This window comes from Amycolatopsis sp. QT-25 (assembly GCF_029369745.1).
GTDB lineage: Bacteria > Actinomycetota > Actinomycetes > Mycobacteriales > Pseudonocardiaceae > Amycolatopsis.
Window position 1 is genome coordinate 48,097 of record NZ_CP120210.1, and the last position, 12,324, is coordinate 60,420.

Sequence of the window (12,324 nt, forward strand, 5' to 3'; positions counted from 1 at the left end):
CCCGTGCCGTCCGGGATGGTCGGCTCCGGACAGTGCTGCCCTCCGCGTACGACCCGAGGTGCCGATCCACCACAGGTCCGCCCACCGCAATTCTGCGACACCCCCTCCGGAGGCCGCCGGTCAGCCCTGCGTACGGAACACGAGAGACGAGTGGCCCACGCGGATCACGTCGCCGTCGGCCAGCTGCCAGGTCTGCACCGGGGTGCCGTTGACGGTCGTGCCGTTGGTCGAACCGATGTCCGCGAGTGTCGCGCTCTGGCCGTCCCAGGTGATCTCCAGGTGACGACGCGAGACACCGGTGTCCGGGAGCCGGAAATCGGCGTCCTGGCCACGGCCCACGACGTTTCCGCCCTGCTTCAGGGAATACGAGCGGTTCGATCCGTCGTCCAGCTGGAGGCTTGCCGCGAGCTGACGGCCGGCCGCGGGCTGGCCGCCGTAGCCGCCACCCTGCGCGTACGGATCCGCCGCGGGCTGGCCGTACTGCTGCTGGCCGCCGCCGTACTGGTCGTAGCCGGCCTGCTGCTGGCCGCCGTACTGGTCGTACCCGGGCTGCGCGGCGCCGCCGCCGTAACCCTGGTCGTACCCGGGCTGCTGCTGGCCGCCGTACTGGTCGTAACCCGGCTGCTGCGCGGCGCCGCCGCCATAGCCCTGGTCGTAACCCGGCTGCTGCTGGCCGCCGTACTGGTCGTAGCCAGGCTGCTGAGCGCCGCCATAGCCCTGGTCGTAGCCGCCGGGCTGCTGCTGGCCGCCGTATTGGTCGTATCCGGGCTGCTGAGCGCCGCCGCCGTAACCCTGGTCGTAGCCGCCCTGCTGCTGGCCGCCATAACCCTGGTCGTACCCGGGCTGCTGCTGGCCAGCCTGCTGTCCGTAGCCGTACTGGCCCTGCTGGCCGTACGGGTCACCCTGGTCGTATTGGCCGTAGCCGGGGGGCTGGCTCATTGCTGGGTCTCCTGCGTTGCTGGGTCGTGCCGACCGTGACGAACCTTCGGCGCCGTGGGGCTTGACGTCGGGATCGACGGACGAACGGGTCTTGAACTGTCCAGTATGCAGCGCCTCGTTGCGCTCGAGCGAAACTACGACGTCACCATAGGTGTCCCATCCGTGCTCGGCGAGGTGTTCCTTGACCGCCTCCGCCAACACCGAAGTGACCCGACGCTCGTCTCCGGCCATGCGTTCGTGATCAGCCTGCCCCAACGACACGATGTAGTGGTTGGGGGCGAGCTGTCGACCACCGGCCAGCTCACGAACGTTCTCCTCGCTCTCGCGCTCAAGCGCCACCGCCACTTCCTGCGTGACGACATTGCCACCGAACATGCGCGCGAAGGTATTGCCCACGAGGTTCTCGAGCCGCCTATCAAAGCGTTCGACGCGGCCCACCGGGCATCCTCCTCACACGTGTGCTTCCCCGTCGATCCTATCCGGGTACGGCCAGTCGGACACGGCCCCCGGTGAAACCCGTGAAATCAGCCTGCTACGCTTTGCGAGCTGTCAGAGAACGAAGCACTCGGGCGAGTGGCGGAATGGCAGACGCGCACGGTTCAGGTCCGTGTGTCCGAAAGGACGTGAGGGTTCAACTCCCTCCTCGCCCACTCTTGTTCGAGGCCCCCTTCGCACCGCGACGGGGGCCTCTTTCGTCAGGTCTTCGCTCGTCAGTACTCGGGGGGCCGAGCCCCCCGGACCTCCACGGTGCGTGATGGTGCGGTGGGCGGCCTAGGGCCTGGCGGCCCTGGCCCGAGTGAGTCGGGTCCGGGGGTGTCGTTCAGTCGTTTGTGCAGGTAGTCGCGTGTGCGCAGCCGGTATGTTTTCTTACCCGATGGTCGAGGACGTGCTGGACGACCTTGGCGACAAGGTCGTCGGTGCGCTGGTCGACGCCACGAATGCCACAAGGGTCGACTTGGCCGACTATCGCGATGCCTTCCCCGGCTGGGTCGCGGACAGCAGGGAACGCGGGCTTTCGAACTGGATTCACGACCGTCTGTGGGCGCACCTGCGCCGACAGCTCACCGACGTCGATTCGGTCGGGCTGCTGGATCAAGGAGTCACTCGCGAAGTCAAGGTCGGTCTTCGGTACCGCGCTCGTGTGAAGCGCCACACGGGCCGAGACCGGGTCAGGTCGTACGCCACGAAATCGGCCCTGGCCTTCTGGGCGCAATCCGACGCTCTGGAAGGATTGGAAGAGGTTCGCCTGGGCTTCGGTTATCGCTGGAATCCCGAAGAGCGTGTGATCGGCAGCACGATCGTGTCCCTGCGCGATGGGTTGGACGAAGATGCGATCTGGGCTGTCGAGGTGGATGCTGGGGCATCCGGAGCCGCCGGTACGTCGATCACCTGGACTCCCGTCGATCCGTCGCTGCCGTAGATCGACTTGTACGAGGCCCTGGCCCGAGACGAGGAGGACGAAGCGACGTGAGCGGAATCGGCGATGTGCTTGAAACACTTCGCCGCGCCCGCGGACTGACGCAAACGGATCTGTGTGCCGAGGCCGAGATCACGCAGGCAGCGCTGTCCCGGTACGAGAACGATCAACGGATGCCTGAAGACGACGTGCTGGACAGGCTCGCGCGGTCATTGGGGGTATCGAAACGCTTTTCGACCCGGGACCATGCCGTCCGGGGTGCGCTCGCCGTGAACGCGCACATGAGGCGTCAGCGAACGACCAAGGCTTCCGCGTGGCGGAAGCTCGAAGCGCGATTGAACGCATACCGGCTGCATGTCTCCGTGTTGTTCGAGGACGTGTCGATGAGGGCGGAGCAGTTCGTACCCACGTTCGATCCCATCGACACGACGCCGGTACAGGCCGCTCTGATGGTGCGTGCCCAATGGAGGCTGCCCGTCGGGCCGGTCCGGCATCTGGTCCGGTGGCTCGAGGCGGCCGGCTGCGTGATCCTGGAAGAAGACTTCGGCACCTCCCGTATCGACGGGCTGTCCCAGTGGATCGGCGATCACCCCGTGCTGCTGGTCAACTCGGCCGCTCCGGTCGATCGCAAACGGCTGACCTTGGCGCACGAACTCGGTCATCTCGTGCTCCACAACGGGATCGCGACCGAAGATCCCGAACGAGAAGCCAACGAGTTCGCGGCTGAGTTCTTGATGCCCGCGCACGTGATCAAGCCTGATTTTCGCCCCGTAACGCTCGGGCACTTACGTGACCTGAAGCGTGTCTGGGGGGTTTCGATGCAAGCGCTGTTCGAGCGCGCTCACTCCCTCAAGCAGGTTTCGGCGACAGATCGAACGAGCTTCTACAAGTCGATGAACGCTCGCGGATGGAAGACGACGGAACCGGACGGTGATCTCTTGGCGCCCGAGCTTCCGCGACTGATCACCGCGATCGGCGATACGTTGCGAGCCAAAGGACTCTCTGACGGAGAGATCGCCGAGTTGGCCGGCTTCTCGGAAGACTCCGCGGACAACCCGTTCGCGCGGCCAGTGCGACGATTGCAGGCCGTGTGAGTCCGGTCAGTGCGCTGTGGGCCCCGGCGAACTGAGTCCACCAGGGCCCACAGTCGGACAGCGGGTCAGTTCACGCCGACCAGGTCGACGACGAAGATCAGGGTCTCGTTCGGCTTGATGACGCCGCCGGCTCCGCGTTCGCCGTAGGCCAGGTGCGGCGGGATGGTCAGCTTGCGACGGCCACCGACCTTCATCCCGGCGACACCCTGGTCCCAGCCGGGGATGACCTGACCGGCGCCGAGGCCGAAGCGAAGCGGCTCGCCGCGGTCCCACGACGCGTCGAACTGTTCGCCGGTCGAGTGCGAGACGCCGACGTAGTGCACCGTGACGTTGTCGCCGGCCTTGGCCTCCTGGCCGTCGCCGACGGAGATGTCGGTCGTCTGCAGCTCGGAGGGTGCGGGCCCCTCGGGGCGGTCGATCTGAGGCTTCTGCGAAGACATGCCCCCAACCTACATACGCAGGTCCGGGGTTCGCAGGACGGGAGTGTTCCGCCGAACGGGGAGAAGAACGCGAATACTCTTCACAAATTTGGCTACCCGTAGGTAGTGTGCGCCACGTCACTCTCCGACGACGGAGGTCTTTCATGCGACGAGGCAGACGGGTCTGGACGACGCTGGCGGGGCTGACGCTGGTGGCGGGTATCGTACCGGCACCGCAGGCGAACGCGGCGGAACCACAAAACTCCGTGGTCGCGGCGGCACTCGACGACTATTGCGGCGGTCAGTGTGCCGACATCCTGCCGCCGGGCACCAAGGGGAACGCGACGCTCGCCGAGATCCTGGCCCACAAGGCACTCGGCACCCGCCCCGCGCATTCGGCCGATCAGCTCGGCAAATACGCCTCGCTCGCCGACGGCTACCGGACGCTGACCACGGACAAGATCAACCAGTTCTTCAACGACGCCTCCTTCGGCGTCCGGTCCGGTCAGGTCGAGAGCACGATCAAACCGCGTCCGGACGTGACGATCACCCGCGACAAGGCGACCGGCGTTCCCCGCGTCGTCGGCACCACGCGGCCGGGCACGATGTACGGCGCCGGGTACGCCGCCGCGCAGGATCGCCTGTGGCTGATGGACATCATGCGCCGGGTCGGCCGCGGTCAGCTGACTTCGTTCGCCGGTGGTGCCCAGGGCAACCGCGAACTCGAGCAGAGTTTCTTCTCGTCGGCGCCGTACACCGAACAGGAACTGCAGAAGCAGATCGACGACGTCGCGGCCAGTGGCCCGCGTGGCGCCCAAGGCAAGGCCGACGCCGAGGCGTACGTCCAAGGCGTCAACAAGTACATCGCCGACGCGCACGGCGGCCGCTACTTCCCCGGCGAGTACGTGCTCACCGGGCACGTCGACGCGATCACGAACGCGGGGACCATCGAGCCGTTCAAGCTGACCGACCTCGTCGTCCTGGCCGCCGTCGTCGGTGCGCAATTCGGCGCGGGCGGTGGTGGCGAGGTGCAGAACGCCATCGCGAAGCTGGCGATGCAGGAAAAGTACGGCCTCGAACAGGGCGACAAGGTCTGGAAGAGCCTCCGGTCCGAGGACGACCCCGAGACCGTCAAGACTCTCCACAATGGACAGACTTTCGACTACGGCAAGGCGCCGTCGAACCCGCAGGGCGCCGCGATGCCGGACAAGGGTTCGGTCACCGGGCAGCAGCTGGTCTTCGACCCGACCGGGTCCGCCGGGACGGCGACACCCGCCAAGGTGGACGTTCCGGCGCCCGAGGAGCAGAAGGCCGTCCGCGGCATCTTCGACGACGGCGTCCTGCCCGGCAACATGCTGTCGGAGAAGCACGGCATGTCCAACGCGCTGGTGGTCTCCGGTGCCAAGACCGCGAGCGGGCACCCGGTCGCCGTCTTCGGCCCGCAGGCCGGCTACTTCGCGCCGCAATTGCTGATGCTGCAAGAACTCCAAGGCCCGGGCATCAGCGCACGCGGCGCCTCGTTCGCGGGTGTCAGCATGTACGTGCTGCTAGGCCGCGGGAAGGACTACTCGTGGAGCGCGACCTCGGCCGCACAGGACATCACCGACACCTACGCCGTCGAACTGTGCGAGCAGAACGGTTCCGCGCCGACGAAGAACTCGAACTTCTACCGCTTCCGCGGCCAGTGCCTGCCGTTCGAGATCGTCGAACGCAAGAACGCCTGGAAGCCCACCATCGCCGACGGGACCGCCGCGGGTTCGTACACGCTGCGCAGCTTCCGCACCGAGTACGGGCCGGTGACGAGCCGGGCACTGGTCGGCGGCAAACCGGTCGCGTACGCGTCGCTGCGGTCGACGTTCCAGCACGAGATCGACACCATCATCGGTTTCCAGAAGTTCAACGACCCGGACGCGATCAAGTCCGCGCAGGACTTCCAGGCCGCGGCGGCCGACGTCAACCAGACCTACAACTGGTTCTACGCCGACTCCCGTGACGTCGCGTACTTCAATTCCGGCTCGAACCCGGTCCGCAATCCGACCGTCGACCCGGCGATGCCGGTGAAGGGTGACGCCGGATTCGACTGGCAGGGCTGGAATCCCGACGGAAACCTCGCGAACTACACACCGTCGTCGCAGCATCCGCAGTCGATCAACCAGGACTACTACATCAGCTGGAACAACGCGCAGGCGAACGGCTACGCGGCCAGCGGCGCGGACAAGAGTTCCGTGCACCGCGGCGACCTGATCGACGCGCGGGTCAAGAAGCTGATCTCCAGCGGCACCAAGGTGACGCGCGTGAATCTCACGCAGGCCATGGAAGAAGCGGCGCTGGCCGACCTTCGCGCCGAGAAGGTGCTGCCGGAACTGTTCAAGGTGATCGACAAGGCACCGGTGACCGGCCCGGCCGCGGACGCGGTGGCGAAGCTGAAGACCTGGCTCGCGGCGGGCGGCCTGCGTTCGGAGACCGCGCCCGGCAGCAAGGCATACGCGAACGCCGACGCGATCCGCATCATGGACGCCTGGTGGCCGCTGCTGGTGAATGCCCAGTTCAAACCCGGTATGGGCGACGCCGCCTACGCCGCGATGGTCGGCGTGCTGAAGATCAACGAGTCGCCCTCCGGCTGGCAGAACGAGGTGCCCGGCAAGCACGTCGGCCAGGGGCACGCCGGTTCGTCGTACCAGTCCGGCTGGTGGGGCTACGTGCACAAGGACATCCGCTCGGTCCTCGGGCGGAACGTCGCCGGTCCGCTCGCCGCGAAGTACTGCGGTGGCGGCGACGTCGACACGTGCCGTCAGGTGCTGCTCGACTCGCTGACCCAGGCGGCCGTGCAGCCGGCCAACACCGTGTACCCCGGTGACGGCGACTGCGCCGCGGGCGACCAGTGGTGCGCCGACACGATCATCCACCGCGCGCTCGGCGGCATCACGCAGGACAAGATGAGCACGCAGAACCGGCCGACGTTCCAGCAGGTCGTGGAGTTCCCGGCGAAACGCGGTGACGACATCACCAACCTCGCCGCCGGCCGCTCGGTGAGCGCGACCAGCCATGAAACGGGCTGGTACGACTCGCCGCCGTCCCACGCCATCGACGTCGACCTCTCGACGCGCTGGGCGAGCGGCTGGAGCGACCACCAGTCGATCACCGTCGACCTCGGGGCGGTGCAGCGCGTTTCCCGGGTCGTCCTGCACTGGGAATCCGCGTACGGCAAGGCGTACCAGGTGCAGACTTCGTCGGATGGGACGAACTGGCGCGACGTGGCGTCCATAGTGGACGGAAACGGTGGGCGGGACAACATCGCCTTCGAAACCGTGGACGCCCGTCACGTCCGGATGGCCGGTGTCCAGCGCGGCACGAAGTACGGCTACTCCCTCTACGAGTTCGAGGTGTACGCGCATTAGCGAGGGACGGTTTACGGTGGCGGGGTGGACACGAACGACTGGTCACCCCGCACCCTCGCCGTCGCCGCCGGACGACCGGAGGGCCCCGGCGAACCGCTGAACGTGCCGATCGTCGCGGCGAGCACCTTCGACGCCGGTGCCGACCGCGCGTATTCGCGGGAGAACGGCACCCCGACCTGGGAGGCCCTCGAAGCCGCGATCGGCGCGCTCGAAGGCGGGCACGCCACCGCGTTCGCCTCGGGGATCGCGACGCTCAGCGCCGTCACCGACACCCTGCCGGTCAGCGCGAAGGTCTGCGTCCCGACGTTCTCCTACGCGGGATCACGTGGCCTGCTCGCCCACGCGCAGCGCACCGGCCGCCTGGTGGTGACCGAGATCGCGCCGGACGACACGGCCGCCTGGGTCGAGGCCGCGGACGCAGACCTGCTCTGGCTCGAATCGCCGACCAACCCGACGCTCGACGTCATCGACATCGAGACGATCGCCGCCGCCGCGAACGGCCTGGTCGCCGTGGACAACACGTTCGCCACCCCGCTCGGGCAGCGGCCGCTGGACCTCGGCGCCGACATCGTCGTGCACAGCGCGACGAAACTCATCGGCGGCCACAGCGATCTCCTGCTCGGCCTGACCATCGCGGCCGACGAAGGCGTCGCGAAGGACCTGCGCGACGCGCGCACCAGGATGGGCGCGACGCCGGGAGCGCTCGAAGCGTGGCTGGCCCTGCGCGGGCTGCGCACCCTGCCGGTCCGCCTGGCCGAGCAGACGCGCACGGCCGCGCTCCTGGCGGCGCGGCTGGTCGACCACCCCGCGATCACCCGGGTGCGGTATCCCGGCACCGGCACGATGATCGCGTTCGAACTCCCCGACGCGGAGACCGCGGACAAGGTCATCGGGTCGCTGCGGCTGATCCGCGCGGCCACCAGCCTCGGCGGGGTGGAGAGCCTGGTCGAGCGCCGGGCCTGGCTGGCGGGTGACGCCCACGTGCCCGCCGGGCTCGTCCGGTTCAGCGTCGGGCTCGAAGATCCGGAAGATCTGTGGACGGATCTGGCCTCGGCACTGGGCTAGCGCCTTAACCTTGACCGCGTGGAGGAGACGAAACCGCCAAGGCGGCTCGGTCAGTTGTTGTGGGGCCTGTTCTGGCTACTGGTGCTCGGCTTCCTCGCGATCGTCGCGGCGGGGTTGCTGGCCGAGTTCGCGGCGTCGTCCTGTCCGAGCGAGGGCACCTGGGCCTGTGACGCCGAAAACCGGACCTTCGCCACCTTCCTGCCCGCGATCGGGTTCGGCCTCGGGCTCCTGATCGCGGTCGTGGGCGGCGGCCGGGCGCTGCGGAACCGGACGTCGCCGAAGCCTTGGCTGTTCTTCGCGGGCCTCCTCGGCGCGGCCTCCCTCGCCGTGGCCCTGTTCCTGGTGTTCTGATCGTGACCTTCGGGTTGCCGGGCGCCGACCTTCGCTTCCGACCGGTCAGTTCTTCACCAGTGAATGCTCCGAACGTGTGAACTCGTCGGTAACCTCGTCACTGTATGAGGTGGCTTCGCCCAGGAGAAACGGCATTTTCGTGGCGTGGGCAGCCCAGGAGAAAATATTTCCGCGACTCAGCCGATCCGGCCCTGCGGGTGTTAACATTCCCCCGTCGCAGCGAGGCTTTCCCGTTACCGATCGGCTTTCGGGCCCTTGTATCGGGCGAGGACATTCCCGTGTTACCGGTTTGCCCAGTGGCTCTTGTCACGGTCTATTCGCTACGGCTCACCAGCGCTCTTCCGGCAGTATCACGCTGTCACCCGAACGTGGGATTCCTTTCGGGTGGCCACGGGGTGGGGGTCACCCTGTGTTGCGATGCTTTTCCACTGGGAGATCACTTTGAAGAAGACGTTGGGTCGCCTCGCGGGCGCGGTGCTGGCCGGCGGTGTCATCTCGCTGGCCGTGACGCCGGTCGCGATGGCGCAGACCGAAACGACCACCACGCCTCCCGCGTCGTCGAGCGAGACGCCCACCGCGCCGCCTTCGCCTTCGTGGTCGGGTGGCAAGGTGACGACGACTTCGCCGGAGTCGAGCGCCCCGGCCTCGTCGTCCTCGCAGGAGCCGACGCCGACCAGCACCGGCAAGCCGACTTCCGGCAAGCCGTCGCCGACCTCCACGTCGGAGAAGCCGACCACGCCGCCGGAGGAGCCCTACGTCGACAACGTCGGTGCGGGCTACATCGGCGAGAACGGGGTCGGCGCGCTGGTCATCGCCTGCCAGTCGGGCGAGCCGTCGAACGTTTCGGCGCCGGACTTCGACACCGTGGCCAGCAACCAGGCCGAGGACGACGGTCGTTACTGGGTCTACATCGTGAAGGTGAAGAAGTCCTTCAAGGGCAACTCCAGCACCTTCACCTGGACCTGTGCCGGCAAGCCGGGCAAGGGCGACATCGAGTTCGAGGCGCCCATCGGCGGCGGCGCGGCCACTCCGGGCAAGCCGGAGAAGCAGGTCAAGTACGCCCCCAAGGGCGGCATCGAGACCGGTTTCGGCGCCACCGCGGCCTGATCGATGTCGACGAAGTTCCTGAGGCGGGGTGGCCGCGCGGTCGCGGCCACCCTGATCCTTTCCCTCGCACTGACCGGTTGCGGTTCCGACGACCCGGCGCCCGCGGCACAGCAGGCCCCGGCGGAATCGACCGTCCCGGTCACGAAGCCGTTCAGCGGCATCAGGCCGACGAACGTGAAGATCCCCAAGATCGGCGCGGAGTCGAACCTGATCGCCGTCGCGGTCGACAAGGACGGCAAGATGGCCGTCCCTTCGGCGAAGAAGCCGATGCAGGCCGCCTGGTACCAGCTTTCGCCGGTGCCCGGTGACGTCGGCCCGGCGATCCTGCTCGGCCACGTCGACGGCAACAAGCAGCCGGGCATCTTCTTCAAGCTGAAGGACGTCAACCCGGGTGACGAGATCCTCGTCGACCGCAGCGACGGCAAGAGCCTGAAGTTCGTGGTCGAGAAGAAGGACCAGGTCCCCAAGGACCAGTTCCCCGAGGACGCGGTCTACGGCAACACGGACAAGCCGCAGCTGCGGCTGATCACCTGTGGCGGTGTCTTCGACAAGGAAGAGCACAGCTACAAGGACAACGTGATCGTCTACGCGAACCTGGTCGCCTGACGACCGCTATGAAAGGCCCCTTCATCGCAAAATTTGCGATGAAGGGGCCTTTCATCGCATCTGGCGGGCGTGCTCAGCCCAGCCCGGCGGCCGGGAACGGGAATCCGGCGGGAGCGGCCGCTTCAGTGTCGACCCATTTCCGCATCCCGGCGTCACAGGCCGCGTAACCCCAGTTGATCAACCGCTCCTGCAGCACTTTCGGCAGCTTGGTCAGACGCGTCGGCGTCTCCGCCAGCTTGTGCGTGAGATTCACCGGTGCGTTGAGCGAATCCTCGAGCTCGAAGTTCTCGAGGTCGACGTATGTCCCCCAGTAGGCGCCGCGGAAATCCTTCTCCACATAGGACTTGAGCAGGGCGCCGCGCCGCAGCTCGCGCACCTGGTTGTCGATCACGTCGAGGACGCGCAGGAGCTGCCGTCCCCAATCCCGGTTGACCCGCCGCATGACCTTCATCCGCTTGCCCGCGTCACTGACCAGCACCGTCGCGTGCCCTTCGACCGGGTCCAGGCCGAGGTTGTCGTACACGCCGGCGTCGCTCAGCACGATCTTGCGGTTGCGGTCGGCCGAATGCGGGTCCTGGATCACGACGGGCGAAAGCATCGGCGGGAACGCCGAAGACGCGGCCACCGCGGTCGCGAGCGGGATGTTCCCGTGCGGCCCGTTCTGCCGGAAGAACCACCACAGGGCACCGTCCTGGAGGTTCGTCGCGGTGAAGACGAACTGCGGGCCGCCGGGGTCGATGTCTTTCAGGCAGCAGTCGCCGAACAGGTGTTTCGCGTACACCCGTGCGAGCTCCTCACCGGCGCTCCGCCAGGGGATCGCCATGGCCAGCAAGGTGACCGGGATGTCGAGCCGGGTGCGCGCGAGGTTCCGCACCGGCGCGACGACCTCGTCGTAGAAGTTGTTCGCGGCACCGTGCTCGAACTCCAGGTCCGGCCAAGCGTGCGCGAGCACACCCGCGGCGATCGAGCCGCCCGAAACGCTGGAAACCGTCGAGAGCTTCGACAGCCAGCCGAGTTCGTTGAGCCGCCACAGGGCCCCGGTGTGGAACAGCATCGCGCGGTAGCCGCCGCCGGACAGCGCGAGGCCCACACCCCGGCGGGTTGTCGAAGGCTTTTCGGTATCCCCCACCTGAGCGAGTGTAGAGGCGATCAAGCGAGCAATGGCCGCAAGAGGCGGCGTTGCTCCTCGGGGACATACTCGGCGTAGTTGTCGTAGAGCGCCTGCTTCGCCAGCCTTGACGCACGTTCGCCGTCCGAGTCCCGGATCGCCCCCAGTACCTCTTCGTGATGCGTCAGCCAGTTGCGCATCAAGGCCGTCCGGTCGTCGGCGTGCTCCAGCTTGTCCTCGATGAGTTCCAGCACGACACCGCGGACGACCTCGCCGCTGATCACCAGCAGCGGATTCCCGGTCGCGCGGGCGATGGCCTCGTGGAACGCGACGTCCGCGTGGGAGAACTCCGCGAAACCCTCCGTGACGCCCACGCGCATCGCCTCGAGCGCCGTGTCCAATTCGGCGAGATGGTCCTCGGTCCTGAACTGCGCGGCGAGCAGATGTGCGGAACCGTCGAGGACCATGCGGAACTGCAACAGCTCGGAAAGGCCGAGGTGGTCGGCGCGCGCGAGCCGGTGCATCGACCGGTGCAACGCGCCGGGCGAGGCGGCCAGGACTTCGGGGCCGCGTGGATCGCCGGGCCGCGAGCGGATCATTTCCGCCGCCTGCAGCACACGCAGTGCCTCACGTACGGTCGAGCGGCCGACGTCGAACTGCACCATCAGCTCGCGTTCGCTCGGCAGCCGGTCGCCGGGTTTCATCCGGCCGCTGAACACGGCTTCCTCGATTTGGGCGACGACACGCTGGTACGCGTGGACAGGGGCGACCGGCTCGAACTCCATCTTGACCCTGCCGTCTCGTCTGGTTTACTGGTCAG

General features: G+C 67.4%; 11 protein-coding genes and 1 tRNA gene. 8 read left to right on the plus strand and 4 right to left on the minus strand.

The genetic code is table 11. From position 1 onward, the window contains the following. Positions 1-120: 120 nt before the first annotated feature. The gene (locus P3102_RS00215) at positions 121-1,377 is read right to left on the minus strand and encodes a DUF3662 and FHA domain-containing protein (RefSeq protein WP_276365538.1); all 1,257 of its coding nucleotides are present in this window, start codon (positions 1,375-1,377) and stop codon (positions 121-123) included. Positions 1,378-1,506: 129 nt separating this feature from the next. Here P3102_RS00215 and P3102_RS00220 point away from each other — a divergent pair. The 3 genes from P3102_RS00220 (at position 1,507) to P3102_RS00230 (ending at position 3,450) form a co-directional block, all read left to right on the plus strand. Then, positions 1,507-1,589: transfer RNA gene (locus P3102_RS00220), tRNA-Leu, on the plus strand. 224 nt (positions 1,590-1,813) lie between these two features. Continuing rightward, the gene (locus tag P3102_RS00225; RefSeq protein WP_276365540.1) at positions 1,814-2,359 is read left to right on the plus strand and encodes a hypothetical protein; all 546 of its coding nucleotides are present in this window, start codon (positions 1,814-1,816) and stop codon (positions 2,357-2,359) included. A gap of 47 nt (positions 2,360-2,406) precedes the next feature. After that, entirely contained in the window at positions 2,407-3,450 is a 1,044-nt protein-coding gene (locus P3102_RS00230) for an XRE family transcriptional regulator (RefSeq protein ID WP_276365542.1), read from the plus strand. Positions 3,451-3,515: 65 nt separating this feature from the next. Here P3102_RS00230 and P3102_RS00235 read toward each other — a convergent pair whose 3' ends face one another. Continuing rightward, the gene (locus tag P3102_RS00235; protein ID WP_276365543.1) at positions 3,516-3,890 is read right to left on the minus strand and encodes an FKBP-type peptidyl-prolyl cis-trans isomerase; all 375 of its coding nucleotides are present in this window, start codon (positions 3,888-3,890) and stop codon (positions 3,516-3,518) included. A 143-nt stretch (positions 3,891-4,033) separates the two neighbouring features. Between P3102_RS00235 and P3102_RS00240 the strand changes: the two genes are divergently transcribed. From P3102_RS00240 to P3102_RS00260, 5 genes are all read left to right on the plus strand, one after another. Further along, on the plus strand, positions 4,034-7,267 hold the full coding sequence (locus P3102_RS00240) for a penicillin acylase family protein (RefSeq protein ID WP_276365545.1): 3,234 nt from the start codon (positions 4,034-4,036) through the stop codon (positions 7,265-7,267). A 24-nt stretch (positions 7,268-7,291) separates the two neighbouring features. After that, positions 7,292-8,332, plus strand: a complete 1,041-nt coding sequence (locus P3102_RS00245; protein ID WP_276365546.1) for a PLP-dependent transferase — start codon at positions 7,292-7,294, stop codon at positions 8,330-8,332. 18 nt (positions 8,333-8,350) lie between these two features. Next, positions 8,351-8,683 carry a hypothetical protein gene (locus P3102_RS00250; protein WP_276365548.1) on the plus strand — a complete coding sequence of 111 codons (333 nt, stop codon included), beginning with the start codon at positions 8,351-8,353 and terminating at the stop codon, positions 8,681-8,683. Between the two features lie 417 nt (positions 8,684-9,100). Continuing rightward, a complete protein-coding gene (locus tag P3102_RS00255) occupies positions 9,101-9,790 on the plus strand; it encodes a hypothetical protein (protein WP_276365550.1) in 690 nt (229 codons plus the stop codon). A 3-nt stretch (positions 9,791-9,793) separates the two neighbouring features. Next, positions 9,794-10,396 carry a class F sortase gene (locus P3102_RS00260; protein WP_276365551.1) on the plus strand — a complete coding sequence of 201 codons (603 nt, stop codon included), beginning with the start codon at positions 9,794-9,796 and terminating at the stop codon, positions 10,394-10,396. 73 nt (positions 10,397-10,469) lie between these two features. Here the strand turns inward: P3102_RS00260 and P3102_RS00265 are convergent, their stop codons facing one another. Both P3102_RS00265 and P3102_RS00270 read right to left on the minus strand, forming a co-directional pair. Next, the gene (locus tag P3102_RS00265) at positions 10,470-11,525 is read right to left on the minus strand and encodes a patatin-like phospholipase family protein (protein WP_276365553.1); all 1,056 of its coding nucleotides are present in this window, start codon (positions 11,523-11,525) and stop codon (positions 10,470-10,472) included. A 20-nt stretch (positions 11,526-11,545) separates the two neighbouring features. After that, on the minus strand, positions 11,546-12,289 hold the full coding sequence (locus tag P3102_RS00270; RefSeq protein WP_276365555.1) for a FadR/GntR family transcriptional regulator: 744 nt from the start codon (positions 12,287-12,289) through the stop codon (positions 11,546-11,548). Positions 12,290-12,324 lie beyond the last annotated feature (35 nt).